The sequence below is a fragment of the Inquilinus limosus genome, assembly GCF_002195995.1.
GTDB classification, from domain to species: Bacteria; Pseudomonadota; Alphaproteobacteria; order DSM-16000; family Inquilinaceae; genus Inquilinus; species Inquilinus limosus_C.
The window spans coordinates 35,915-61,277 of sequence record NZ_NHON01000011.1; the positions used below are offsets into that span (position 1 = coordinate 35,915).

The following is a 25,363-nucleotide window of genomic DNA, read 5'->3' on the forward strand; positions in this document are numbered from 1 at the left end:
GAACGCACATCGAACGACATCGTAAGGAATTTCCGCGCGCAATTTCCTGATATCACGCACATCGACGCCCTGGTCTGCGACATGTGCGGCGTCCTGCGCGGCAAGAAGGTCCCCGTCGCCGCGCTCGACAAGATCTTCCGCGACGGCCTGACCTTCCCCGGCTCCCTCTTCGCCACCGACATCACCGGCGAAACGGTCGAAGCGACCGGCCTCGGCTTCGCCGACGGCGACGCGGACCGCGACTGCTTCCCCGTCCCGCACACCCTCGACCCGGTGCCGTGGCTGTCGCGCCCGACCGGCCAGGTGCTGCTGGCGATGCGGGACCTCGACGGCTCCCCCTTCTTCGCCGATCCGCGCACCGTCCTGGCCAATATCGTCCAGCGCCTGCGCGACGACGGGCTGCACCCGGTGGTGGCAGTGGAGCTGGAGTTCTACCTGGTCGACCGCAAGCGTGGCGAGGACGGCCGGCCGCGGCCGCCGATGTCGCCGATCAGCGGCAAGCGCCAGGACACCACCCAGGTCTACGGCATCGACGAGCTGTACGATTTCAACGACCTGCTGCACGAGATCTACGACACCTGCGTGGCGCAGGGCATCCCGGTCGACAGCCTGGTCTCGGAATACGCGCCGGGGCAGTACGAGATCAATCTGCGCCATGTCGCCGACCCGCTCGAGGCCTGCGACGACGCCATCCTGTTCAAGCGGGTGGTCAAGTCGGTCGCTGCCAAGCACGGGGTCGAGGCGACCTTCATGGCGAAGCCCTATCCCGACCAGGCCGGCAGCGGCTTCCACATCCATATGAGCCTGCTGGACGCGGCCGGCACCAGCCTGTTCGCCGCGGACGACCCGCACGGCACCCCGATGCTGCGCCACGCCATCGGCGGCCTCGGCGCCACCATGGCGGAGGGCATGGCGGTGTTCGCCCAGAACCAGAACGCCTTCCGCCGCTTCCAGCCGAACTCCTACGTGCCGCACGCGCCGACCTGGGCCGCCAACAACCGCAGCGTGTCGCTGCGCATCCCGCCGGGCAAGCCGAAGGACCGCCGGGTCGAGCACCGCGTCGCCGGCGCCGACAGCAACCCCTATCTGGTGGTCGCGGCGGTGCTGGCCGGGGCGCATCACGGCATCAAGCGGCAGATCGATCCGGGCCCGCCGATCTCGGGCAACGCCTATGACAAGATCGAGCCGACGCTGACCTCGTCCTGGATCGTGGCGCTGGAGCAGCTCGACGGCTCGGCCTTCTTCAACGAGTATTTCGGCCGCCGCTTCCTCGACATCTACCTGGCCCTGAAATGGGCCGAGCGGGACAAGTTCTTCTCCCAGATCAGCCAGCTCGAATACGACTGGTACCTGAGCAAGGTCTGAAAGACCGTTTGGAAATGCGCTGGCGTGAGTCGGCTGGCGGTGGTTTCGAGAACCGGCGCGCAGCGGACGTTTGGGTCCGTGAGCACCGGAAGCGGAGAAACCGCCGCCAGACGGCCGCGCCAGTAGCATTTCCAAACGGTCTCTGAGGGATCAGGCCCTGCGGCGCTCCTGGATGGTTTCAGCCGGCCGGGAGCGCCGCTTCGGCGCCTCCTCCCGCAGGTCCGCCGCGCCGCGCTGGCGCTTGGTGGCGCCCTTCCGCTCCGGCACGTGGATATCCAGCAGCTCCTCGAGTCGCTCCTCATTGCCGGCGGTCATCTCCGCCCGGGTGGCGAAGGCCAGCTCCCGCGCCTCGTTCTCGCCCAGCTGGGCCACGGAGTATTTCTTCTGGCGGCGCACGCCCTCCTGGGTCCAGTAGGCGGTCCAGAATGCCGAGGTCCCGCCGGGACGGACATAGCGCGCGACGCCGGGGACCCCGTGCGGCGTGTTCCGGCGCGGCAGCAGCCGGGTCCGCAGCGACCGGATCTCCTGATGCTCCAGCAGATGCGCCAGCGCGAAGGCGTCGGCGGCGGCCTTCGCCTTGGCCGACGATCCGCCATGGGCCAGGTCCGAGAAGAATTTGCGCGTGTGTTTCCCGGCCACCGAATATCGCACAAGCCAACCGAGCATTCGCTTCGCGGGGTTGTCAATTCGGCTGACGCGCATCGAGATCTCCAGGTTGCTGGGCGGATACTGGCACAGCGTGATGCTCCTTGGCAGTCATTGTGAGGCACATGAAGCATTTGTATGAATCTCCTCAGCCGGCGACGCGACGTGCCGCCGCAGAGGACAGGAAAACCGGCGGCCCGGCCCACGACGGCGGCCCGGGCGATGCCGGAGACCCGGATCTGGAGGATTCGATGCTTGAGCTGCGCCCGAACTGCGAATGCTGCGACAAGGACCTGCCGCCCGAGTCCCGGGAGGCCGTGATCTGCAGCTTCGAATGCACCTTCTGCACCCGCTGCGCCGAGACGGTGCTGGGCGGCCGCTGCCCGAATTGCGGCGGCGGCTTCGCCCCGCGCCCGATCCGGCCGGCGGCGGCGCTGGCGCGCCATCCAGCCTCGACCGTCCGGGTGCTCAAGCCGGAGGGATGCCGGCCGCCGGCCGGCTGAATCGGGGATTGATCCCCGGGCTGTGGCAACGTCGATCACCCTGCGATCGACAGAGGGCTTGCGTCCGGAATTTAACTGTTATGATATAACATTAAATTCATTGGATGAAAGCCATGCCAGACCAGCCGCACCACACCCTCGAACAGATCGCCCCCGGCCTCCACACCCCCGCCGGCTTCACCCGCGCGACCCGCGAGATCCGCCGCCTGATGACCGAGCTCGAGGTCGTCGGCCTCTCACCGGCGGCCCTGTCCTCGGCGCTGCTGACCGAGGCCATGCCGCGCCTGGTGGCCGCGCATGGCCCGTCGCGCTGCGCCGAGCTGCTGGGGTCGCTGGCGCTGGGCCTCCGGCTGGACGACATGGCGGCCGAGCCCGCGTCGCCCCGGTGGGTGTCGTGACCATGCGGCCGGAGTCCCGCCTTCCCGTCACCGTCCTCTCCGGCTTCCTGGGCGCCGGCAAGACGACGCTGCTGAACCACATCCTGCGCAATCGCGAGGGCCGCCGGGTCGCCGTCATCGTCAACGACATGAGCGAGGTCAACATCGACGCCGAGCTGGTCCGCAACGGCGGCGCCGATCTCAGCCGCACCAGCGAAACCCTGGTCGAGATGACCAATGGCTGCATCTGCTGCACCCTGCGCGACGACCTGCTGCGCGAGGTCCGGCTGCTGGCCGAGCAGGGCCGGTTCGACTGCCTGGTGATCGAATCGACCGGCATCTCCGAGCCGCTGCCGGTGGCCGCGACCTTCGATTTCCGCGACGAGGACGGCGCCTCGCTCGGCGACGTCGCCCGCATCGACACCATGGTGACGGTGGTCGACGCCGCCAACCTGCTGGCCGATTTCAGCTCGACCGACTTCCTGCGCGACCGCGGCGAGACCGCTGGCGACGGGGACGGCCGCACCCTGGTCGACCTGCTGGTCGACCAGATCGAATTCGCCGACGTGGTGGTGCTCAACAAGATCGACGCGGCGACGCCGGAGCAGCGCCGGATGGTCCGCCGCGTCATCGCCGGGCTGAACCCGGAGGCGGCGATCGTCGAGGCGAATTTCGGTGCCGTCGCCCTGGACTCGATCCTCGGCACCGGCCGCTTCGACTTCGACCGGGCCCGCGAGCACCCGCTCTGGTACAAGGAGCTCTACCAGTTCGCGGAGCACAGGCCCGAGACGCTGGAATACGGCGTCGAGAGCTTCGTCTACCGCGCCCGCCGCCCCTTCCATCCGGCCCGGCTGCATGCCGCCTTCAACCAGCCCTGGCCCGGCGTGATCCGCTCCAAGGGCCATTTCTGGCTGGCGACCCGGCCGAGCTGGGTCGGTGAGATGAGCCAGGCCGGCGCCATGCTGCGGCACGAGGCGATCGGCTTCTGGTGGGCGGCGGTGCCGCAGGACCGCTGGCCTGGGGACCCGGAGATGCGCCGGATGATCGAGGCGCGGTGGGACCCGGTGTTCGGCGACCGGCGGCAGGAGCTGGTGTTCATCGGCATCGGCATGGACCAGGCGGCGATCCGGCGCGACCTCGATGCCTGTCTGGTCGACCCCACGGCCGGCTTCGACCCGGCCGGCTGGGCCGACCTGCCCGACCCCTTCCCCGCCTGGCGCCGCGCGGCCTAGCCGCGACTCAGGCCGAGGCGCGCGACGGCGGCTCCGGCTCGGCCCTCCGCCGCTGGAGCTGCTGCTTCGCGGCGTACAGCCGGGCATCGGCCACCGCGGCCAGCCCGTGCTCATCCTCGGCGTCCCGCGGCAGGAAGGCCCAGCCGATGCTGGCGCCGACCGACACCGTCCCGGCGCCGACCGGGATCGGGGCGGCCAGGGCGGCCCCGATCCGGTCGGCCAGGACCTCCACCTCGCCGGCGCCGAGTTCATCCCCGATCACGGCGAATTCATCGCCGCCGGTCCGCACCGGCGTCATGCCGTCCGGCAGGGCCGCGGCCAAGCGCTGCGCCAGGGCGCGCAGCACGGTATCGCCCGCCAGGTGACCGTGGCCGTCATTGACTGCCTTGAAGCCATCGAGGTCGATCACCATCAGCACGGCCCCGGCCGACCGCCGGCGATAGGCCCCGATCCGGTCCTTCAGCGCAGCGTCGAGCGCATGCCGGTTGGCCAGGCCGGTCAGGGCGTCGTGGTTGGCCATGTACTCGATCTTCTGCTCCAGCGCCTTCCGCGCCGAGACGTCCATGAACGAGCCGACCACGCGCAGCGGCCGTCCGGCCTCGTCGCGCTCGACCGTCCGGCCCCGCGCCAGCTGCCAGAGCCAGCCGCCATCCGGCGCTGGCCAGCGATACTCGACGACGCAATCCGGGGACCGGCCGGCCAGGTGATCCTCCAGCACCGCCGTCGCCCGCTCACGGTCGTCGGGATGGATCCGGCGCAGATAATCTTCCAGCGGCCGGCGCTGCGTCGCCTCGGCACGCTCGGCCAGCGAGACGGAGTCGAGGGCGGACATCACGCGGGACGGCACTTCGAGGTCCCAGATGCCGTCGGTGGTGCCCTCGAAGGCCAGGGCCAGCCGGCGCTCGCTTTCGGCCAGGCGCTGCTCGACCCGACGGCGCGTCGACATGATGCTGGCGACCAGGACGGCGGCCAGGGAGATCAGGGCGACCGACAGCCGGGTCGACAGCAGGATGCGCAGCGGATCCTCGGCCACGGTCTGCGACGGCAGCCGGTCGAGGCCGAGCCCGAGGGCCGCGAAGATCCAGAGCCCCACCAGCGCCGCCATCACCGTGGTGGCGAAGATGCCGGACCGCATCGCCGACCAGATCAGGGGCAGCAACAGGTAACCGGTGGTGCCGATGCCGCCGGTGGCGACCCCGAGCGCCGCCATCAGCACCAGCAGCATCACGGGGCCCGCCAGCTCCGGCAGCTCCTGCCGGGTCAGGCGCGAGACCCAGCCCGACGGCCACGGCCGCGACGGCAGGGTCAGGGCGACCGGCAGCACCGCCGCGAGGCTGGCGATCTCCGACATCCACCAGGTCGCGGTGTTCAGCAGGATCGCCGTGTCGCCGAGCAGGCCGAAGCCGAGCGCGGAGGCAATGCCGCCGGCCAGGGCCGAGACGATGCATGCGATTCCGACGCGCAGCACGGCGGCGGGGTGGTCGAGATTCCGTCCCTCCGGCCACATGGGCAGCAGCACCAGCAGGCCCGCGGCGATCTCGGCCAGGTTGGACAGCAGCAGCACCAGGGCGAGCTCGATGCCGCGCCCATAGCTCAGATCGGCGCCGACGAAGGCCACGATCACTCCGGCCCAGCACAGCGGATGCCGCCGCGTCGGGCTGCGCAGGAACCACCCGATCAGCGCGCCATTCGCCGGCCAGAACAGGGCGAGCGGCTCCAGCCCCTTCGTGGCGATGCCGAGCACCGCCAGGACGAAGGTCAGGACCGTCGCCTCCAACACATCGCGAAGCTGCATGCGCACCGGCAAAGGCCACACCCCAGGGTCACGGCATATGGTCCTATTCTCGCCCGTAGCTTCCGCCGGGACAAGCGAACAGCCATCCGCCCAGCTCTGGCGGCCGTCATGCGGACAGGACATGACGGACCGGGCGTCGGCCCGGCTGGCCGGCCTCACCCCGACCAAGCTATTGAGAGCGCCATCCGAGACCACATCCACCGTGTCATGCAAGCAGCCGGCCATGTCCGCTCCTGGTACGCCGCCACCGCCAACCGCGATCTCCGCTTCCCCGCGCTGGACGGGGATCTGCGCTGCGACGTGCTGGTCGTCGGCGGTGGCTACACCGGTCTCAGCACCGCGATCGAGCTGAGGGAGCGCGGCCTCGACGTCGTGCTGGTCGAGGCGCAGCGGGTCGGCTGGGGCGCCTCGGGCCGCAACGGCGGCCAGGCGGTGACCGGCTTCAACAAGGACATCGGCACCATTGCCGGCTGGGTCGGCCGCGACGACGCCCGCAAGCTATGGGACATGTCGGAGGAGGCCAAGACGCTGCTGCGCCAGCGCGTCGAGCAGTACGGCATCGATTGCGACCTGTGCTGGGGCTATGTGCTGGGTGCGCTGAAGCGGCGGCATATGGAGGAGCTGGAGGCCCATCTCGCCGAATGGGACGGGCTCGGCTACCACCAGGGCCGGATGCTGTCGCGGGCCGAGATCCGGGCGCTGGTCGACGCGCCGGGCTATGTCGGCGGCCTGCTCGACAGCGGCAGCGGCCAGCTGCACCCGTTGAACTACGCGCTCGGCCTGGCGGACGCGGCCCGCTCGCTGGGCGTGCGGATCTTCGAGGACACGCCGGTGATCCGGCTGGACCAGGCCAGGCCGGCGGTGGCGACGACGCCGAAGGGGCGCATCACCGCCGATTTCGTGGCGCTGTGCGGCAATGCCTATCTGCCGTCGCTGTCGGCCGAGGTCGACCGCACCATCCGCTCGCGGGTCATGCCGGTCGGCACCTACATCATCGCCACCGAGCCGCTGGGCGAATCGCTGGCGCAGCAGACCGTCCCGTCCGGCTTCGCCGTGGCCGACATCAACTTCGTGCTGAACTACTACCGGCTGAGCCATGACGGCCGGATGCTGTTCGGCGGCGGCGTCAGCTATTCCGGCTATGAGCCGCGGCGGCTGGCCGAGGCCATGCGCCGGACCATGGTGCGCACCCTGCCCCGCCTGGCCGGCAAGACGATCGAGTTCTGCTGGGGCGGCCATGTCGGCATCACCATCAACCGCACGCCGCATTTCGGCCGGCTGGCGCCGCACATCTTCTTCGCCCAGGGCTTCTCCGGCCACGGCGTGCTGCTGACCGGCATGGCCGGGCGGGTGATGGCCGAGGCGATCCGCGGCCAGGCCGACCGCTTCGACGTGTTCGCCCGGATCCCGCACCGGCCCTTCCCCGGCGGGCGCCTGCTGCGCATGCCGGCCCTGGTGCTGGCGATGACCTGGTACCGGCTGCGCGATCTCGTCTAGCGGCCGCTAATAGGCAGCCGCCCACTGCCGCAGGAGTTCCCGTTCCGCCGCCCGGGCCCGGCCGATCCAGCGCCGGGCCGGCTGCGACACGGTCAGGACATAGGGGTCGGTCGCCGCGTCGGCCGCGGCGCGCTGCGGCTCGTCGACCACGAAGATGGCGAAGCCGAGCTGCCGGCCGCTATTCGCCGTGAGATAGCCGGCCAGGCCGCAGACATAGCCCATGGTGCCGGTCTTGGCCCGCAGCCGGCCGGGCGGCAGCGGCGGCGGATCGCCGGCCCCGGCCTCGCCCCCGCCATCCGGCCGCTCCGGCATCAGCACCGGCAGGCCGATGCGGTTGCCTTCGATCAGCACCGCGGCCATCTGCACCGGGGAGATCCGGGCGGCGGTGCTGAGGCCCGAGGCCCCGGGAATCGACAGCCCGCTCCAGTCGATCTGCGGCAGCTTCTGCGCCCACCAGGCGGCCAGCGCCCGACCCGCCTCGCCCTGGGTGATGGTGGCGCGGCCCAGCAGCTGGCGGGCCGCCATCATGCCGATCATCTCGGCCGACAGGTTGTTGCTGTATTTCAGCACCCGGGTGACGATCGCCGGCAGCGGCTCGCTGTCATGCCGGGCGATGATCGTGCCTTCCGTCGTGCGCAGCCCGATCGCCGGGGCCGGCAGGACGATCCCGGCGTCGCGGGCGAAGGACCGGAAGATCTCCGCCGCGGTCGCCGACGGGTAGCGGATCGGCAGCAGGTCGGAGCCCTTGTCCGGCAGGCGCGACGACAGGACCCAGCCCTCGCGCCCGTCGATCGGGCGATAGGGCGTGGCCGCGCCCTCGCTGATGTCGACCCAGGGCAGTGTGACGTTGCGCCCGTCGGCGACGGCGTCGGCCCGGGCCTGGAGCTGCCCCTGCCGGGTCTGCCAGCTCACCCGCAGCGCGTTGAAGTTGATCGCGAGGCCGGTGAGCCCCGGATTGTAGGAGGCGGCGAGCGGCTGCAGCCGGTCGAGGAACGGCAGGGCCTGCAGCACCGTGTCGTCGACGATGAACCGCCCGTTCACCCGGGTGATCCCGGCCTGTCGGACCTGGCTGACCAGGTCGGCCAGGTCGTTGACGTCGAGGGTGGGGTCGCCGCCGCCGATCAGCGCCAGGTCGCCGTTCAGCACGCCGCCGGCGATGGAGCCGCTGGCGGTCACGGCGGTGGTGAAGCGATGGTCGGCGCCGAGGATCTCGATCGACGCCAGCATGCTGGCGACCTTCATGGTCGAGGCCGGGATCATCGGCCGCGCCGCCTGGGCGCTGTCGATCAGCTGGCCGCTCTGGGCGTCGAACACGATATAGGCCACGTTCCCGGCCGGCAGGCCGGTGCGGGTCGCCGCGGCGCCGGCCTGGGCCAGGGCCTCCTGACCCGGCAGGGCGGCCGCCAGCGCCAGCAGCAGGAACAGGCGGAACAGTCTCGTCAGGGGCACGGGCCGGCATCCTCCGCATCACGTCGCGCCCTCCTATAGCCCCGGGCGGAGTGAGTCGGAAGCGGTCGCGATGCCCTGAAACGGGCACGGCCCCCGCGAGGGGGGCCGTCCACCGTCCTGAGGTGCCGCCGGTCGGGCCGGGCTCGCCTAGTAGGCGCCGCCGCCGGGCAGGAACACCTTCGGCGTCTTGAACAGGATCACGATGTCCCGCCAGAGGGTCCAGGTCCGCACATACTCGACATTCAGCCGGATCTTGGTCTCGTAGCTGGTGTCGTTGCGGCCGGAGATCTGCCAGATCCCGGTCATGCCGGGCCGCGTGCTGTGATAGTAGCGGATGGCAGCGCCCCAGCGCTCCTGCTCCTCTTCATACATCGGCCGCGGGCCGACCAGGCTCATGTCGCCCTTCAGCACGTTGAACAGTTGCGGCAGCTCGTCGAGGCTGGTCTTGCGCAGAAAGCGGCCGATCGCGGTCACCCGCGGGTCCTTCTTCAGCTTGAAGCCGGATTCCCACTCGCGCCGCATCTCAGGGTTTTTCTGAAGAAGATCCGCCAACAGCTTGTTTGCGTTGGGAACCATGGTCCGAAACTTGTGGCAGTAGAAGATCCGGCCGTCACGCCCCACGCGGCGGTCGCTGTAAAAGATGCCCCGGCCGGAGCGCCGGATCATGGCAGCGCACACCAGGAACAGCGGCGCAAACAGAATCAAAAAAAAGATCGACAATGCGATATCCATCGACCGCTTGGCCGCCATACCCACGCGAGCCGTCCGGATCGGCGTCTCTGCGGAGAGATCAACGGCGGCAGCGTCGACAAAGCTGTCGGACTGCATATTCCGATACCCCCAGAAAACTGTAACAAAGGAGAAAGACTTGCCCTGCCGCCGCAACCGACAGAACACTCCACACCTGAATTTCGTCTGACTCCCCGCCCCCTAGTCGCTAGGGTTCTGGCACATTACTGTTGCCTGAAAGTGGCAATTTTTGACGTGGTCTGATGACCACTGAATGTGCCTCTCATGTATATCGGAAGAGGCCCGTCGAAACAATCCATTTATTGCTCTCCGCCGAGACCATGAGCGCGCCAAGATCAACGGCGGAGACAGAAAAGCTAAGCCAATACAGAAGATATATCGCTCAATCCACTGTTTTTATTCCTCTTTCCCACGAAGAAGGCGGGCCACCAGCTCGCTCTCCCCGACCTTGCCCACCAGCCGGCCGTCATCGTCGAGCACCAGGATCGGCTGGCGCGTCGCCTCATGCGCGGCGATGAAGCGGCGCATCGAGGCATGCACCGGCATGGTGGCGATCTGGCCGGGCACGACGCCGTTGATGATGCCGTCCGCGATCTCCAGCGGCCGGTCGTCCTGCGTGACCGCCACCGGCCGGCCGAGATCGTCGACCCGGCAGCGGCAGGTCCGGGCCTTGTCGACCAGGATCGAATCGCCCTCCCGCGGCAGCAGGTCCAGCGGCGTCATCAGCGCCTCGGCGCGCAGGACGTTGAGGGGGTTTACATGGGCGACGAAGTTGGCAACGTAATCATCGGCCGGCCTGGTGACGATCTCCTCCGGCGTGCCGACCTGGACGATGCGGCCGGATTCCATGATCACGATCCGGTTGCCGATCTTCAGCGCCTCGTCGAGGTCGTGGCTGACGAAGATGATGGTCTTCTTCAGCCGGCGCTGCAGCTCCAGGAGCTCGTCCTGCAGATGGGTGCGGATCAGCGGGTCCAGCGCGCTGAACGGCTCGTCCATCAAGAGGATGTCGGCGTCGGTGGCGAAGGCGCGGGCCAGGCCGACGCGCTGCTGCATGCCGCCCGACAGCTCGCGCGGGTACTTCCCGGCCCATTTGTCGAGATGGACCAGGGCCAGCTTCTCGTCCACCACCCGGTCGCGCTCGGCCTTCGGCACGCCGCGCAGTTCGAGCCCCAGGCCGACATTCTCGCGGATGGTGCGCCAGGGCATCAGCGCGAATTGCTGGAACACCATCGACACCCAGTCGGCCCGCAGCTTCCGCAGCGTGGCCTCGTCGCAGCTGGCGACGTCGACCTCCTGCCCGTCGCAGCGCACGACCATGCGGCCGCGGGTGACCTTGTTGAGGCCGTTGACGCAGCGCAGCAGCGACGACTTGCCGGAGCCGGACAGGCCCATCAGCACGCACAGCTCGCCATGCGGGACGGACAGCTCGGCGCCCGCCACCGCCAGGGTGTCGCCGGTCTCGGCCAGGATCTCGGCCCGGGTTCGGCCCTGGTCCAGCAGGCCCAGCGCCCGCTTCGGCGTCGGCCCGAAGATCACGTCGACGGCGTTGAAATGGACGGCGGGAAGGGTGTCGGACATCAATGCGCCCCTCCGACGGGCCGTTCGCTTTTCACCAGACGGTCGAGGATCACGGCCAGGATGACGATGCAGAGGCCGGCCTCGAAGCCCATGGGGACATTCACCGAGTTGAGGGCGCGCACCACCGGCTTGCCCAGGCCGTCGGCCCCGACCAGCGCGGCGATGACGACCATCGACAGCGACAGCATGATGCACTGGGTCAACCCGGCCATGATCGTCGGCAGGGCGTGCGGCAGCTCGACCTTGAACAGCAGCTGCCGCTTGGTGGCGCCGAAGGCCTCGCCCGCCTCGAGCAGCGGGCTGGGCACGCCATGGATGCCGAGATAGGTCAGCCGGATCGGCGCGGCCACGGCGAAGACGACGGTCGAGATCAGGCCCGGTGCCACGCCGAGGCCGAACAGGATCAGCGTCGGGATCAGGTAGACGAAGGTCGGCAGCGTCTGCATCAGGTCGAGGATCGGCCGGATCACGGCATAGACCAGCGGCCGGTGGGCGCAGAGGATGCCGATCGGGATGCCGATCGCCAGAGACAGGATCGTGGCGCTGATCACCAGCGCCAGGGTCTGCATCGTCTCGGTCCAGTAGCCGAGATTGAGGATCAGCAGCAGGCCGACCAGGACCAGCACGACCAGCTGCCAGCGCCGGTGCAGCCCATAGGCGAGGACGGCGATGATGGCGATGAAGACCAGCGGCGGCGGCCACAGGAAGACGTCGATCAGCCATTCGATCGCGGTGCCGAGGCCGATCGAGATGGCGTCGAAGACGCTGGCGAAATTGTCGGTCAGGAAATCCGTCAGGTGCTTGATCCACAGCCCGAGCGGAATCTTCTGGGACAGCAGCGCGCTCAGTTCGTCCATGCGGCGTCCTTCTTGTTCTGGCCGTTTGGACGACGCGCCGCCGGTGCGGCGGCGCGCCCGTCGGGTGGGCTTAGAGGCCGAGCGACGCCTTGACCGCGGCGAGACCGTCCTTGCCGTCGAAGGTGGTCACCCCGGCCAGCCAGGGGGTCAGCGCGCCCGGATTGGCCTTGAGATATTCGGTCGCCGCCTTGCCGCTCTCCTCGCCGCCGGTGGTGATGGCCTCCATCACCGTGGCCTCCATGTCGAGGTTGAAGGTCAGGTTCTGCAGCAGCTTGCCGACATTCGGGCACTCGTCGGCATAGCCGGCCCTGACGTTGGTGTAAACCGTGGCGCCGCCGAAATTCGGCCCGAAATAGTCGTCGCCGCCGGTCAGGTACTGCATCGGGTATTGCTTGTTCATCGGATGCGGCGCCCAGCCGAGGAACACGATCCAGGTCTTCCGGCGGATGGCGCGGTCGACCTCGGACAGCATGCCCTGCTCGCTCGACTCCACCAGCTGCCAGCCCTTCAGGTCGAAGGCGCCCTTGTCGATCATGCTCTGGACCAGGCGGTTGCCGTCATTGCCCGGCTCGATGCCGTAGATCTTGTCGCCGAACTTGTCGGCATTCTTGGCCAGGTCGGCGAAGTCCTTGACCCCGGCCTGGTACACGTAGTCGGGCACGGCGAGGGTGTATTTCGCGCCTTCGAGGTTGGCGCGGAGGCTCACGACCGACTTGTCGTCGAAATAGGGCTTGGAGTCGCCGGCCATCGACGGCATCCAGTTGCCGAGGAACACGTCGATGTTCTTGTTCTTCATCGAGACGTAGGTGACAGGAACCGACAGCAGCTCGGCCGAGGGCTCGTAGCCCAGCCCCTTGAGCACCGCCGACGTCAGCGCCGTGGTGGCGGTGATGTCGGTCCAGCCGACATCCGAGAAGCGGACCTTCTGGCAGCTCGCCGGATCGGCCGCCTGGGCCGTCCCGGCCGCCAGCGCCAGGCCCAGCACCAGCCCGCTCAAACGCCTCGACATCATGATGCGACTCTCCTGTTTTGCCCGCCTGTCCAACAATTTTCTTTCGTTTCGGAGGCGCCTTGCCGCTGGTCCAGCGGCAAGGCGCCCGGACTCATCGCCCGGCCCGCCCCCGCTAGCATGCGCCGCAGCCCGGAGGAGCGGAAGGTATGACGGCAGAATTCGACTATGTGATCGTCGGCGCCGGCTCGGCCGGCTGCGTCCTGGCCAACCGGCTGTCGGCCGAGCCCGGCACCCGGGTGCTGGTGCTGGAGGCCGGGCCGGAGGACCGGACCTGGAAGATCCACATGCCGGCGGCGCTGACCTACAATCTCGGCGACGACACGTACAACTGGTACTACGAGACCGAGCCGCAGGCGGCGATGGACAACCGCCGCATGTACTGGCCGCGCGGCCGGGTGCTGGGCGGCTCCTCCTCGCTCAACGCCATGGTCTATGTCCGCGGCCATGCCTATGACTACGACCGCTGGGCCGCGGAAGGCGCCGCCGGCTGGTCCTATGCCGAGGTGCTGCCCTATTTCCGCCGGGCCGAGACCCGGGCCAAGGGCGGCGACGACTACCGCGGTTCCGACGGGCCGCTGAAGGTGTCGACCGGCAGCCAGCCGAACCCGCTGTTCGACGCCTTCGTCCAGGCCGGGCAGCAGGCCGGATACCCGTTCACCGCGGACATGAACGGCTTCCAGCAGGAAGGCTTCGGCAAGATGGACATGACGATCCATCAGGGCGAGCGCTGGTCCGCCGCCAAGGCCTATCTGAAGCCGGTCCGGTCGCGGCCCAACCTGACGGTCGAGACCGGGGCGCTGAGCACCCGGATCCTGTTCGAGGGCACCCGCGCCGTCGGCGTCGAATACGCCCAGGCGGGCCAGGTGCGCGTTGCCCGGGCGGCGCGCGAGGTGATCCTGTGCGGCGGCGCCATCAACTCGCCGCAGCTCCTGATGCTGTCGGGCGTCGGCCCGGCCGACCATCTGCGCCGCCACGGCATCGCCGTGACGCACGACCTGCCGGGCGTCGGCCGCAACCTCCAGGACCATCTGGAGCTGTACATCCAGTACGAGTGCAAGCAGCCGATCACCCTCTACAGCGTCGAGAATCCGCTGTTCAAGGCGAAGGTCGGGGTGGAATGGTTCATGTTCCGCAGCGGCCTGTGCACCTCCGCCCATCTCGAGGCCGGCGGCTTCATCCGCTCTCGCGCCGGCATCCGGCACCCGGACATCCAGTACCATTTCCTGCCGTCGGTGGTGAACGACCACGGCCGCAAGCCGGGCGACCGCCATGCCTTCCAGGCCCATGCCGGGACCATGCGCGCCACCTCGCGCGGCTGGGTCGAGCTGCGCTCGGCCGACCCGCGGGCCAAGCCGATCCTGCAGCCGAACTACCTGACCACCGAGGACGACCGCGCGGACATGCGGGCCTGCGTCAGGCTGACCCGCGAGATCTTCGCCCAGGCCGGCTTCGACCCCTATCGCGGCGCCGAGATGGCGCCCGGCGTCGCGGTGCGCACCGATGACGAGATCGACGCCTTCATCCGGGCCAAGGCCGACAGCGCCTACCACCCCTCCTGCACCTGCAAGATGGGCGTCGACGAGATGGCGGTGGTCGACCCCGAGACCCGGGTGCGCGGGCTGGAGGGTCTGCGGGTGGTCGACGCCTCGGTCATGCCGTCGATCGTCAGCGGCAACCTGAACGCGCCGACCATCATGATCGGCGAGAAGGCGGCCGACATCATCCTGGGCCGCACGCCCTTGCCGCCGTCCAACGCCCCGGTCTACGAAGCGCCGGACTGGCGCACGGCGCAGCGCTGAGCTAAAGGCCTTCGCTATCCAACTCAGAAAGAATAGATCTTATTGCATCATCAGAGCCCAACGCTGACCGACGAGCAATCTCGTATAGCCCAAACATCTTTTGAAAATATAGCTCATAGGCATGAGGTGACTGACTTATATCGACATCAGTAAAAGAATCGATAACATCTCCTTCATCATTATATATTTTAATTACAACATCCAACCCATCTTTGCTAGACGTAGTTGATATTTGAACTACATATCTTGAGAAAGATGCTTGAAAAGCCCCTTCCTCAAATCCCTTTTTCCAAGCAATATCGCCGCCGACGGCTCTTTCATACAACTTATCCACCATCTTAACCTGATCAGGAGTGACCATCACACGTTCTCCATCTGAAGTCGCCGGGTCTCAGAAAATATCTGAATTAGAGCGTCTATTTCATTTAGAATTTTTTTGTTAACTTTTGTCAAATTAACATTGTTTCCGGTCAATTTTGCCATTGTCAAAGAATTCGAAAAATCGGACAATATCACAATGGTATTCTTTATAGTCGATTTCCCATTTTCGTCGATATTTCCATTCTCTCGACTAATCATAATAAGTCTTTTTCTTACATCAAATATTCTATCTATTATCTCCGTATCTCCATCATGAATTTTCTTCGCTATTTCCTCCAGACTCACGATGGCTGTTGACATATCAACAATATCATTGTGGAGATTTATGGACTTTGTGGCCTTATTCGCCGCCTTTTTGGCATCAATGGCGGCATCTCGTGCTTTTCGCGAGCTCTTTATTGTAAAAAAGAAGCCAACTCCAGTAACAACTAGTCCAATCAGACCCGAGGCGTCGCCAATGTGATTCTTTGTTGACCAATCAAGCAACTGATCTATCAAATTTAGCAAAGTATCCATATCCGATTTTTCCCAACCGATTAGATATGCGTTGTATCTTGGAAAAAGCCGAATGGCGTCGCATTTGAGGTAGCCGAAAATACGTTAAGTGATATTCCAACTCTGGATCAGATCGGAAACTCCATCGCACGAGATAGCTGTGGAAGCAATCAAATCTCATATCGGCGGGCGCGCGGTCGACGGAAGCGGCACGCCCTTCGACACGGTCAACCCGGCGACCGGGCAGGTCATCGGCCGGGTCGCCGCCGCCTCCCCCGCCGATGTCGGCCGCGCCGTGGCCGCCGCCAAGGCCGCCTTCGACGGCTGGGCCGGCACGACCGGCACCCAGCGCGGCCGGATTCTGCGCGAGGCGGTGCGCCTGCTGCGCGCCAACCGCGACCGGCTGGCGCGGATGGAGGTCGAGGACACCGGCAAGCCGATCGCCGAGGCGCTGTCGGTCGACATCGATTCCGGCGCCGACGCGATCGAGTATTTCGCCGGGCTGGCGCCGTCGCTGCACGGCACCCATCACGATTTCGGCCGCGCCTTCGCCTACACAAGGCGCGAGCCGCTGGGCGTGGTCGGCGCGATCGGCGCCTGGAACTACCCGATCCAGATCGCCTGCTGGAAGTCCGGCCCGGCGCTGGCCTGCGGCAACACCATGGTGTTCAAGCCGTCCGAGCTGACGCCGATGACGGCCGTGGCGCTGGCGGAGATCTTCGCCGAGGCCGGCCTGCCGCCCGGCGTGTTCAACGTGGTGCAGGGCAAGGGCGATGTCGGCCATGCCCTGGTCACCCATCCCGAAATCGCCAAGGTGTCGCTGACCGGGTCGGTGCCGACCGGCCGCAAGGTCGCCGCGGCCGCCGCCGGGGCGATGAAGCACGTGACCATGGAGCTGGGCGGCAAGTCGCCGCTGATCGTCTTCGCCGACGCCGATGTCGAGAACGCGGTGAAGGCGGCGATGATGGCGAACTTCTACACCCAGGGCGAGATCTGCTCGAACGGCACCCGGGTGTTCGTCGAGGCGTCGCTGCACAACCGCTTCATGGACGCCCTCGTGGCCCGCACCCAGAAGATGCGGATCGGCGACCCGATGGACCCCGAGACCCAGGTCGGCGCCCTGATCTCGGCCGACCATCGGGCCAAGGTGCTGGGCTATGTCGAGGCCGGGGTGAAGGCCGGCGCGCGCCTGGTCTGCGGCGGCCGCGCCCCGGCCGACCCGGCCCTGGCCGGCGGCTATTTCGTCGAGCCGGCGATCTTCGACGCCTGCCACGACGACATGTCGATCGTGCGGGAGGAGATCTTCGGCCCGGTGATGACCGTGCTGACCTTCACCGACGAGGATGAGGCGGTGCGCCGCGCCAATGCCACCGAATACGGGCTGGCCGCCGGCGTTTTCACCCGCGACCTGGCCCGCGGCCATCGCGTCGTGGCCCGGCTGCAGGCCGGCACCTGCTGGATCAACACCTACAACATCACCCCGGTGGAGATCCCGTTCGGCGGATACAAGCAGTCCGGCATCGGCCGCGAGAACGGCCTCGCCGCGCTGGAGCACTACACCCAGCTGAAGAGCGTCTATGTCGAGACCGGGGATGTCGACAGCCCGTATTGAGGACGCGGGCTCCCCAACACCGTCATTGCGAGCGCAGCGAAGCAATCCAGGGGCCAGCGTGAACCGGCCCCTGGATTGCTTCGTCGGCTTCGCCTCCTCGCAATGACGGCGGGGTGGGCATCATGAAAAGGTCTCGCCTGGCGGAGAGGCAACGCGTGATTCCATCGCCCGTCTCCATTCTTGCCCGGCCGAACCTGCCGGCGCATAGTCCGGCCGCCGTCACGGCGACGGCGGATTGTCCCGGTTCATGAGCAGCTTCCGGATTCGCGACGACGCCCCGCACTACACCCTGCTGACCAAGCTGCAGCTGATGAGCTGGGGGCTGGTCATCCTGGTCTGCGCCATCGCCGCGGTCGGGGTGATGCTGCTCTACTCCGCCGGCGGCGGGTCGTGGGAGCCCTGGGCCAGCCGGCAGCTCAGCCGCTTCGGCAGCGGCTTCGTCGTCATGCTGGTCTTCGCGATGATCGACATCCGGATCTGGATGAAGATCGCCTATCCGGTCTACGCCATCGTCTTCGCCCTGCTGATCGTGGTCCAGGCGATGGGCCATGTCGGCATGGGCGCCGAGCGCTGGATCAATCTCGGCCCGCTGGTGATCCAGCCGTCCGAGCTGATGAAGATCGCGCTGGTCCTCGCCCTCGCCCGCTATTTCCACGGCTTCTCGCTGGTCGAGGTGCGCAATCCGCTGGTGCTGATCGTGCCGCTGCTGCTGATCCTGGCCCCGGTCGGGATGGTGCTGATGCAGCCCAATCTCGGCACCGCCCTGCTGCTGATCATGACCGGCGGCGCGGTGCTGTTCTCCACCGGTGTCCGCCTCTGGAAGTTCGCGGTGGCGATCGCGCTGGGCCTGTCGGCGATCCCGATCGGCTGGGAGTTCCTGCATGACTACCAGAAGAACCGGGTCTACACTTTCCTGGAGCCGGAGCGCGACCCGCTGGGCGCCGGCTACAACATCATGCAGTCGAAGATCGCGCTCGGCTCCGGCGCCCTGTTCGGCAAGGGCTTCACCGCCGGCACGCAGAGCCAGCTGATGTTCCTGCCCGAGAAGCACACCGACTTCATCTTCGTGGTGCTGGCCGAGGAGTTCGGCATGGTCGGCGCGCTGATCCTGCTGTTCCTCTACACCATGCTGTTCGTCTACGGGCTGATGATCGCGCTCTCCGCCCGCAGCCATTTCGGCCGCCTGGTCGGCGTCGGCCTGACCACGACCTTCTTCCTCTACGTCTTCGTCAATGTGGCGATGGTCACCGGGCTGATCCCGGTGGTGGGCATCCCCCTGCCCCTGGTGTCCTATGGCGGCACCGCCATGCTGACCCTGCTGATGGGCTGCGGCATCCTGCTCAGCGTCTGGATCCACCGCGAGGTCCGGATCCCCCGCAGCGGCATCACGGATTACTGAGGCCCCGAGGCCGCACGGTTCGACCGGGACCGAAGCGTTCACCGGGAGCCCCGTCCGACCCGCGGCTGTTTCCCTTGGAGAAGGGAGCAGCCGACATGCCATCCGCCGACACCATCGACACGCCCCGCTCGCGGACGCGGCCCGGCCTCGTCCTGTTCGCCATGTGCCTCGGCGTGCTGGTGGCGCAGATCGACACCTCGGTGGTCAATCTCGGCGCCCATGCCATCGGCGATGCGCTGGGCCTGGGCGTCAGCGCGCTGCAATGGGTGCTGGACGTCTACAACCTGGTCTACGCCACCCTGCTGCTGACCGGCGGGCTGCTGGGCGACCTGTTCGGCCGGCGGCGCGTCTTCGCCGGCGGCATGGCGCTGTTCGCCCTCGGCTCCCTGGCCTGCGGCGTGGCGCCGGACGGCACGGTGCTGATCGCGGCCCGGGCGATCACCGGGCTGGGCGCCGCGCTGCTGCTGCCGGCCTCGCTGTCGATCCTGGCCGCGACCTATCCCGACGCGCGGGAGCGCGCTCACGCCATCGGCGTCTGGGCCAGCTGCAACGGCCTGGCCTTCGCCATCGGGCCGACCCTCGGCGGTGTCCTGGTCACAACCGCAGGCTGGCGCAGCCTGTTCTTCGTGGTGGTGCCGGTGGCCGCCCTCGCCTTCCTGCTGGCCGTCCGGTCTGTCCCCGAGACCGCCGATCCGGAGGGGCGGCGCCTGGACCTGCCCGGCCAGGGGCTGGCGATGCTGGCGCTGGGCGCCCTGACCCTCGCGGCCATCGAGGGCAACCGCTGGGGCTGGGGCTCCGCGGCGACGCTGGCCGGCCTTGGTGTCGGCCTCGTGGCGATTATCCTGTTCCTCGCGGTCGAGGCCCGCACCGAGGGCGCGCTGGTGCCGCTGGAGCTGTTCCGCAGCCCGGCGCTGTCCGGCTCGCTGATCGTGGCGCTGGCGATGACCTTCGGCATGTATGCCATGCTGTTCCTGATCCCGGTCTATCTGCAGGCCGTACGCGGCGCCACGCCGATCCAGGCGGGGCTGGAGCTGCTGCCGATGTCGGTGGTGTTCTTCCTGGTCTCGCAGGGTTCCGGCCGGCTGGCGGCCCGGCTGGGGCCGCGGGTGCTGATGACCACCGGCATGGCGCTGATCGGCGCCGGTCTGCTGCTGCTGGCCTGGATCAGCGCCGGCACCGGCCTGCTGTATATCGAGGCGGCGCTGCTGGTCACCGGCATCGGGCTCGGCCTCAACACCGGACCGGTGATGGCGGTGACGGTGTCGAGCGTGCCGCAGAAGCGGTCGGGCACGGCGGCCGGGCTGGTGAACACCGCCCGGATGGTCGGCGCCACGCTGGGCGTCGCGATCCTCGGCGCCGTCTTCGCCGCTCATGGCGGCGACGTCAACGCATCACCGGACCGTCTGATCGACGGCCTCGGGCCGGCGCTCCTGGTCGGGGGCTTGGGGGAATGTGTCGGCGCGGTCGCGGCGCGGGTCCTGATCCGCCGCGATGCCCTGGAACGGAAGGCCGACTGAGCCTCAGGCGTCGCCGCGCAAGGCGGCCTGCAGGCGCTTCAGCTCGGCCAGCAGCACGGTCAGCTCGTCGCGCAGCTCGGCCGAGATGCCCTGGGCGCGGCCATCGCGCGCGGCACCGGCCAGGAGCGAGAGCTGGACCTCCTCCCGCGCCTTGGCGGCCGGCTTGGCCCGGGTGACCGGGACCGGACGGGCCGGGCCGGACGGGGCCGCCGCCTCGTCGGATGCCGCGGCTGCCGCCGGCGCCTCGGTCTCGGCCGACTTGCCTTCCTTCAGCAGGCGCTGCACGCCCCTGATCGTATAGCCCTCCTCATAAAGGAGGCGCTGGATCCGGCGCAGCAGCTGGACGTCCTCGGGGCGATAGTACCGGCGCCCGCCGCCGCGCTTCAGCGGGCGGACCTGGGAGAACTTGGTCTCCCAGAACCGCAGCACATGCTGCGGCACGGCGAGATCGTCGGAGACCTCGCTGATCGTGCGATAGGCCGTCGCCGACTTGCGCAGCGGCGCGGGCTTCGCCTCCGATCCTCCGATTCCGGCCATGGCTTACTCGTCGTCGTCCGGGAGCGGGTCAGTGCCGTTGATGCGCCCCTTCAGCACATGCGAAGCGCGGAACACCAGCACGCGGCGCGGCAGGATCGGCACCTCCTGCCCCGTCTTCGGGTTGCGGCCGATTCGCTGGCCCTTCTGGCGCACGCCGAAGGTGCCGAAAGACGAGATCTTCACCGTCTCGCCACGTTCGAGCGCTTCGGAGATTTCTTCAAGCACCGTCTCAACAAGATCGGCGGACTCATTACGAGACAAGCCGATTTCCTGATAGAGCGATTCGCTGAGCTGAGCTCGTGTCACTGTTTCCGCCATGCCGCCTCCCCCTGACGGACAATTGCGAAGAAGACCGTCACAGGACGGTACCCTCCACAAAATAATCCGTCAATTCCAAAGCGTTGGCCGAATTTCCTCACGAGTCTCGCTGGCGAGGTCCGCTAACTGCTTACCAGCGGACCAGGGCGGCGCCCCAGGTCAGCCCGCCGCCCATGGCCTCGAGCAGCACGAGATCGCCGGCCTTGACGCGGCCGTCATTGACGGCTTCGGCCAGCGCCAGCGGGATCGATGCGGCGGAGGTGTTGGCGTGCTTCTGCACCGTCAGCACCACCTTCTCCGGCGGCAGGTCGAGCTTGCGGGCGGTGGCGTCGATGATGCGCTTGTTGGCCTGGTGCGGCACCAGCCAGTCGATGTCCGACGGCGACAGGCCGTTGGCGGCCAGCGCCTCCTCCACCACCTCGGCCAGGTTGATGACCGCGTGCTTGAACACCTCGCGGCCTTCCATCCGGACATGGCCGACGGTACCGGTCGAGGACGGGCCGCCATCGACGTAGAGCTTGTCCTCGTGACGGCCGTCGGAATGCAGATGGGTCGACAGGATGCCGGGGTCGTCGGTGCTGCCGCCGCCCTCGACCGCGCGCAGCACCACGGCGCCGGCGCCGTCGCCGAACAGCACGCAGGTGCCGCGGTCGGTCCAGTCCAGCAGGCGGGAGAAGGTCTCGGCGCCGATCACCAGCGCGGTGCGCGCCTGGCCCAGCCGGATCATGTTGTCGGCGACCGCCAGGGCGTAGACGAAGCCGGAGCAGACGGCCTGGACGTCGAAGGCGGCGCCGCGGGTCATGCCCAGCGCGGCCTGGACCCGCACCGCGGTGGCCGGGAAGGTCTGGTCCGGCGTGGTCGTGGCCAGGACGATCAGGTCGAGGTCGCTGCCCTCGACCCTCGCCATGGCCAGCGCCTTGCGCGCGGCGGCGAGCGCCAGGTCGGAGGTCTTCTCGTCCGGCGCCGCGATGTGGCGGACGCTGATGCCGGTGCGCTGGACGATCCACTCGTCCGAGGTGTCGACCTTCTGCGCCAGCTCGGCGTTGGTGACGACCCGGTCAGGCAGGGTGGAACCGCATCCGATGATGCGCGCGCGGCGGACTGTCATTGCGGTTGTTCGATCCCGATCGGAGCAGTCGTTGGTCCTGTCGAAGCGCTGTCGTCGCCGTTCCGAGCGCCTTCGAAACGGCTGAACTCCTGCTTCACCTTATCATTGAAGCCGTGGATGACCAGATCGACGCCGACATCGATGGCATGGGCGAAGCCCTCGCCGTCGGTGCCGCCATGGCTCTTCACGCAGATGCCGTTGAGGCCGAGGAACAGCGCGCCGTTGTACTGGCGCGGGTCGGTCCGGTGCCGCAGCCGGCGGAAGGCGCCGCGGGCCAGCAGGTACCCGAGCGAGGCGAGCCAGGAGGACCGGAAGCTGTGGCGCAGCCAGGTGGCGTACAGCTTGGCCGTGCCCTCGGCGGTCTTCAGCGCGATGTTGCCGGAGAAGCCGTCGGTGACGACCACGTCGACCTTTCCGGCCGGGATGTCGTCGCCCTCGACGAAGCCCTCGAAGCGGCCCGGGAACTCGATCTCGCGCAGCTTCGCGGCCGCGTCGCGCACCGGGTCGGGGCCCTTCAGCGCCTCCGACCCGACATTCAGCAGGCCGACGGTGGGGTCGACCAGGCCCAGCACCGCCTTGGCGAAAACCGAACCCATGATCGCGAACTGGACCAGGTTCTCGGCGTCGCATTCGATGTTGGCGCCGAGGTCGAGCATGACGCTCTCGCCGCGCAGCGTCGGAAAAAACGACGCGATCGCCGGCCGGTCGATGCCCGGCAGCGTCTTGAACACGATCTTCGCGGTGGCCATCAGCGCGCCGGTGTTGCCGGCGGAGACCACGCATTGCGCCTCGCCCGCAGCCACGGCGTCGATCGCCAGACGCATGCTGGAGTTGCGCCCGCTACGCAGCGCAGCGGAGGGCTTGTCCTCGTTGGTGATCACGTCCGCAGCGTGCCGAATCACGGACACCGCGGCCAGCGCCGGCCGCTTCGCCAGAAGCGGCGCGATCCGCGCCTCGTCACCGACGATCAGGAAGTGCACATCCGGATGGTGCGTGCGGGCGATCTCAGCCCCTTCGAGCACCATCTCCGGCGCCCGATCGCCCCCCATGGCGTCGAGCGCAATCGTCACTGGGCCGGAGGCCGCCGGGTCGGACATTCCCTATGCGGGCGCAGTCGATCAGGCGGTCGCGGTCGTCTCGCTGACCACCTCACGGCCGTGGTAGTGGCCGCAGGAGTCGCAGACATGGTGCGGACGAGCCAGCTCACCGCAATTCGCGCACTCGACATAGGTCGAGCCGGCCAGAGCGTGGTGCGAACGCCGCATGTCGCGCCGCGACTTCGACGTCTTCTTCTTCGGAACAGCCATTTGCTTGAACTCTCGATACGAAAAGGCGGCACCGGGGGGAGCCGCCTCAGACCGGCGTTACTTAATGGAAAAGGTCCGGCGGGGCAAGGAAAAGCGATCAGTCCTTCACGTCGCTGTCACGATCCTTGAGCACGGCGAAGGGCCGGCGCGTCGACGCCTCGGCCGCCGGCGGCTCGGCCGCGGGCTCGGGCGCGTCGGGCGACCGGGGATAGGGGTCGAGCGCCAGCGACAGATGCTGCGCCGCCAGCTCGCCCAGGTCGATGCGGCCATCGACCAGCGGCTCGACCTCCGCCGCCAGCGGGTCGACCTCGACCTCCGCCTCGTCCCGGCCGCCCCCGGCGGCGAAGACGGCCTCGATCTCGTCCTCGACCGTGGCGGGCACGGGGTCGAGCGTGACGACGCAGCGCTGCACCACGGCGGCGGTCAGCGCGCCGGTCACGACCACTGTGTCGCCGCGCCCCGGCGCCAGGGTGAACCGGGCCTTGAACGCGTCCAGCGCCAGCAGGTCGAAGCGCTGGGCCAGCGCCGCGCGCTCGGCCTCGTCGGCCTCGATGGCGATGGCCCGGCCGCCGCGCGGCAGGGTTCTGACGCCGACGGGGCGGCTGAATTCGGGGATCGTCATCAGGCTGCCTCCACCATGTCCGGCGCCGGGCCGAACCGGACCTCTCCCGCCAGGAACGCCGACACCGGCTGCGCCGCCAGCCCGGCGACCTCGCGGCGCAGATAGGCGGCGACCGCCCTCACCTGCCCCGCCCCGGGCTCGACCGTGCCGTAGAGGTTACGGCGCAGCGCCGCCTCCAGTTCCGCCGGGTCGTCCGCGGCCAGGCCGTGGTCATAGGCGACGACACGGCCGTAGAAGCCGCGGCCCATGGCCTTCACCTTCTTGCCGATGCTGAAATCGGTGACGCCGATCTCGCGCAGGCTGAGATCCATGTCGCTGACCATGTGGTCGAACAGGGCCTGGGCGAAGTCCGGCGCCGGCGGCGCCTCGCGCTTCAGCCGGTGCAGCACCAGGAAGGCATGCAGGGCCACGGCCTCGAACCGGCCGTCCAGCGTGTCGGGCACGCCGCAGGCGGTGTAGAAGGCCGGGCTGCGCGCCTGCTCCACCAGCTTGACGTACAGCTCGGCGGCCTGGCGTTCGCGGCGGTGGCGGGTGAACAGCTTGGACAGCACGGGACCGATCGGATTTGCGCAAAGGACGGCGATATTGGTCGAACTCGAACTGGTGTGCTAGAGGGAAGCCTTCAATGGGCAGCCCCGCGGGGCGTGGAGAGATGAGTCGATGACGGAAAGAGCAAGGGTCGTCCGGACCATCGCGGCCGGCCTGCTCGTGGCGGCGGCGCTGTCGGCCTGCACGCCGCGGGTGGCGACGCGCGGCAACCTCGTCGAGGATTACCGGCTCGAGCAGGTCCACACCGGCACCAGCACCAAGTCGGATGTGGCGACGATCCTGGGGACCCCGACCACGGTGTCCACCTTCGACGAGAACACCTGGTACTATATCGGCCAGCGGGTCGAGACCGTGGCGTTCTACGCCCCGGAGGTGACCAAGCGCCGGGTCCTGCGCATGCAGTTCGACCCGACCACCAGCACCCTGACCGACATCAAGGAGCTGAACCTGGATGATGGCGAGCAGGTGGCGCTGGTGTCGCGCGAGACGCCGACGCTGGGCCGCCGCATCGGCATCCTGGAGCAGTTCCTGGGCAATATCGGCCGCTTCAACGACAGCGCCGCCGGCACCACGACCGCCCGCGGCGCGCCGGTCGGGACGGGCGGCGTCGCCAGCTCGGTCGCCGGCGGCAACTACTAGCCCCGACCTGCCGGCAT

The 25,363-nt window shown here is 68.2% G+C and carries 26 protein-coding genes; 10 read left to right on the forward strand and 16 right to left on the reverse strand.

Annotated elements, in window-relative coordinates; genetic code table 11:
* Positions 1–81: 81 nt before the first annotated feature.
* On the forward strand, positions 82–1,365 hold the full coding sequence (locus tag BWR60_RS07960; RefSeq protein WP_230982989.1) for a glutamine synthetase family protein: 1,284 nt from the start codon (positions 82–84) through the stop codon (positions 1,363–1,365).
* Positions 1,366–1,515: 150 nt separating this feature from the next.
* Here BWR60_RS07960 and BWR60_RS07965 read toward each other — a convergent pair whose 3' ends face one another.
* The gene (locus BWR60_RS07965) at positions 1,516–2,004 is read right to left on the reverse strand and encodes an AP2/ERF family transcription factor (RefSeq protein ID WP_179221677.1); all 489 of its coding nucleotides are present in this window, start codon (positions 2,002–2,004) and stop codon (positions 1,516–1,518) included.
* A gap of 257 nt (positions 2,005–2,261) precedes the next feature.
* Here BWR60_RS07965 and BWR60_RS07970 point away from each other — a divergent pair, with 257 nt between their 5' ends.
* The 3 genes from BWR60_RS07970 to zigA all read left to right on the forward strand — a co-directional run bounded on the left by BWR60_RS07970 (position 2,262) and on the right by zigA (position 4,122).
* A complete protein-coding gene (locus BWR60_RS07970) occupies positions 2,262–2,513 on the forward strand; it encodes a DUF1272 domain-containing protein (RefSeq protein ID WP_088150479.1) in 252 nt (83 codons plus the stop codon).
* 113 nt (positions 2,514–2,626) lie between these two features.
* Positions 2,627–2,911, forward strand: a complete 285-nt coding sequence (locus tag BWR60_RS07975) for a hypothetical protein (protein ID WP_088150480.1) — start codon at positions 2,627–2,629, stop codon at positions 2,909–2,911.
* Positions 2,912–2,913: 2 nt separating this feature from the next.
* Positions 2,914–4,122 carry a zinc metallochaperone GTPase ZigA gene (gene zigA / locus BWR60_RS07980; RefSeq protein WP_088150481.1) on the forward strand — a complete coding sequence of 403 codons (1,209 nt, stop codon included), beginning with the start codon at positions 2,914–2,916 and terminating at the stop codon, positions 4,120–4,122.
* Positions 4,123–4,129: 7 nt separating this feature from the next.
* Here the strand turns inward: zigA and BWR60_RS07985 are convergent, their stop codons facing one another.
* Positions 4,130–5,917, reverse strand: coding sequence for a sensor domain-containing diguanylate cyclase (locus BWR60_RS07985; RefSeq protein WP_179221678.1), 1,788 nt, complete (start codon positions 5,915–5,917; stop codon positions 4,130–4,132).
* A gap of 207 nt (positions 5,918–6,124) precedes the next feature.
* Between BWR60_RS07985 and BWR60_RS07990 the strand changes: the two genes are divergently transcribed.
* Positions 6,125–7,414 (forward strand): NAD(P)/FAD-dependent oxidoreductase, encoded by a 1,290-nt coding sequence (locus tag BWR60_RS07990; RefSeq protein WP_088150483.1) that lies wholly within the window; start codon positions 6,125–6,127, stop codon positions 7,412–7,414.
* A gap of 6 nt (positions 7,415–7,420) precedes the next feature.
* On the opposite strand, the gene dacB is transcribed toward BWR60_RS07990, so the two are convergent.
* From dacB to BWR60_RS08015, 5 genes are all read right to left on the reverse strand, one after another.
* Positions 7,421–8,863: a D-alanyl-D-alanine carboxypeptidase/D-alanyl-D-alanine endopeptidase gene (gene dacB, locus BWR60_RS07995; protein ID WP_088150484.1), complete on the reverse strand. Its 1,443-nt coding sequence runs from the start codon at positions 8,861–8,863 to the stop codon at positions 7,421–7,423.
* A gap of 147 nt (positions 8,864–9,010) precedes the next feature.
* Positions 9,011–9,691 (reverse strand): sugar transferase, encoded by a 681-nt coding sequence (locus BWR60_RS08000; RefSeq protein WP_088150485.1) that lies wholly within the window; start codon positions 9,689–9,691, stop codon positions 9,011–9,013.
* A gap of 318 nt (positions 9,692–10,009) precedes the next feature.
* The gene (choV, locus tag BWR60_RS08005) at positions 10,010–11,194 is read right to left on the reverse strand and encodes a choline ABC transporter ATP-binding protein (RefSeq protein ID WP_088150486.1); all 1,185 of its coding nucleotides are present in this window, start codon (positions 11,192–11,194) and stop codon (positions 10,010–10,012) included.
* Complete coding sequence (choW, locus tag BWR60_RS08010; protein ID WP_088150487.1) at positions 11,194–12,051, reverse strand: choline ABC transporter permease subunit; 858 nt, start codon at positions 12,049–12,051, stop codon at positions 11,194–11,196. The genes choV and choW overlap by 1 nt, the downstream gene beginning before the upstream one ends.
* 70 nt (positions 12,052–12,121) lie before the next feature.
* The gene (locus BWR60_RS08015; protein WP_218823395.1) at positions 12,122–13,063 is read right to left on the reverse strand and encodes a choline ABC transporter substrate-binding protein; all 942 of its coding nucleotides are present in this window, start codon (positions 13,061–13,063) and stop codon (positions 12,122–12,124) included.
* 146 nt (positions 13,064–13,209) lie between these two features.
* Between BWR60_RS08015 and betA the strand changes: the two genes are divergently transcribed.
* Entirely contained in the window at positions 13,210–14,862 is a 1,653-nt protein-coding gene (gene betA, locus BWR60_RS08020) for a choline dehydrogenase (RefSeq protein WP_088150488.1), read from the forward strand.
* Position 14,863: 1 nt separating this feature from the next.
* Here the strand turns inward: betA and BWR60_RS36265 are convergent, their stop codons facing one another.
* Positions 14,864–15,223: a hypothetical protein gene (locus BWR60_RS36265; RefSeq protein ID WP_144445558.1), complete on the reverse strand. Its 360-nt coding sequence runs from the start codon at positions 15,221–15,223 to the stop codon at positions 14,864–14,866.
* Positions 15,223–15,759, reverse strand: a complete 537-nt coding sequence (locus BWR60_RS36270) for a hypothetical protein (protein WP_144445559.1) — start codon at positions 15,757–15,759, stop codon at positions 15,223–15,225. The genes BWR60_RS36265 and BWR60_RS36270 overlap by 1 nt, the downstream gene beginning before the upstream one ends.
* 139 nt (positions 15,760–15,898) lie before the next feature.
* Here BWR60_RS36270 and betB point away from each other — a divergent pair, with 139 nt between their 5' ends.
* From betB to BWR60_RS08035, 3 genes are all read left to right on the forward strand, one after another.
* Positions 15,899–17,350, forward strand: a complete 1,452-nt coding sequence (gene betB / locus BWR60_RS08025) for a betaine-aldehyde dehydrogenase (RefSeq protein WP_230982990.1) — start codon at positions 15,899–15,901, stop codon at positions 17,348–17,350.
* 247 nt (positions 17,351–17,597) lie between these two features.
* Complete coding sequence (rodA, locus tag BWR60_RS08030; RefSeq protein WP_088150489.1) at positions 17,598–18,749, forward strand: rod shape-determining protein RodA; 1,152 nt, start codon at positions 17,598–17,600, stop codon at positions 18,747–18,749.
* 95 nt (positions 18,750–18,844) lie between these two features.
* Positions 18,845–20,266 carry an MFS transporter gene (locus BWR60_RS08035; RefSeq protein WP_088150490.1) on the forward strand — a complete coding sequence of 474 codons (1,422 nt, stop codon included), beginning with the start codon at positions 18,845–18,847 and terminating at the stop codon, positions 20,264–20,266.
* A 3-nt stretch (positions 20,267–20,269) separates the two neighbouring features.
* Here the strand turns inward: BWR60_RS08035 and BWR60_RS08040 are convergent, their stop codons facing one another.
* From BWR60_RS08040 to BWR60_RS08070, 7 genes are all read right to left on the reverse strand, one after another.
* Positions 20,270–20,803 carry a MerR family transcriptional regulator gene (locus BWR60_RS08040; RefSeq protein WP_088150491.1) on the reverse strand — a complete coding sequence of 178 codons (534 nt, stop codon included), beginning with the start codon at positions 20,801–20,803 and terminating at the stop codon, positions 20,270–20,272.
* Between the two features lie 3 nt (positions 20,804–20,806).
* Positions 20,807–21,121 (reverse strand): integration host factor subunit alpha, encoded by a 315-nt coding sequence (locus BWR60_RS08045; protein ID WP_088150492.1) that lies wholly within the window; start codon positions 21,119–21,121, stop codon positions 20,807–20,809.
* 130 nt (positions 21,122–21,251) lie between these two features.
* Complete coding sequence (locus BWR60_RS08050) at positions 21,252–22,229, reverse strand: beta-ketoacyl-ACP synthase III (RefSeq protein ID WP_088150493.1); 978 nt, start codon at positions 22,227–22,229, stop codon at positions 21,252–21,254.
* Entirely contained in the window at positions 22,226–23,326 is a 1,101-nt protein-coding gene (gene plsX / locus BWR60_RS08055) for a phosphate acyltransferase PlsX (protein ID WP_088150494.1), read from the reverse strand. Before plsX ends, BWR60_RS08050 begins: the two co-directional genes overlap by 4 nt.
* 21 nt (positions 23,327–23,347) lie before the next feature.
* The gene (gene rpmF / locus BWR60_RS08060; RefSeq protein ID WP_034833247.1) at positions 23,348–23,536 is read right to left on the reverse strand and encodes a 50S ribosomal protein L32; all 189 of its coding nucleotides are present in this window, start codon (positions 23,534–23,536) and stop codon (positions 23,348–23,350) included.
* A gap of 97 nt (positions 23,537–23,633) precedes the next feature.
* Positions 23,634–24,158 carry a YceD family protein gene (locus BWR60_RS08065; protein ID WP_088150495.1) on the reverse strand — a complete coding sequence of 175 codons (525 nt, stop codon included), beginning with the start codon at positions 24,156–24,158 and terminating at the stop codon, positions 23,634–23,636.
* Positions 24,158–24,709, reverse strand: coding sequence for a ubiquinol-cytochrome C chaperone family protein (locus tag BWR60_RS08070; protein ID WP_088150496.1), 552 nt, complete (start codon positions 24,707–24,709; stop codon positions 24,158–24,160). Before BWR60_RS08070 ends, BWR60_RS08065 begins: the two co-directional genes overlap by 1 nt.
* A 109-nt stretch (positions 24,710–24,818) precedes the next feature.
* Between BWR60_RS08070 and BWR60_RS08075 the strand changes: the two genes are divergently transcribed.
* Positions 24,819–25,346 carry an outer membrane protein assembly factor BamE gene (locus BWR60_RS08075; protein ID WP_088150497.1) on the forward strand — a complete coding sequence of 176 codons (528 nt, stop codon included), beginning with the start codon at positions 24,819–24,821 and terminating at the stop codon, positions 25,344–25,346.
* Positions 25,347–25,363: the final 17 nt, after the last annotated feature.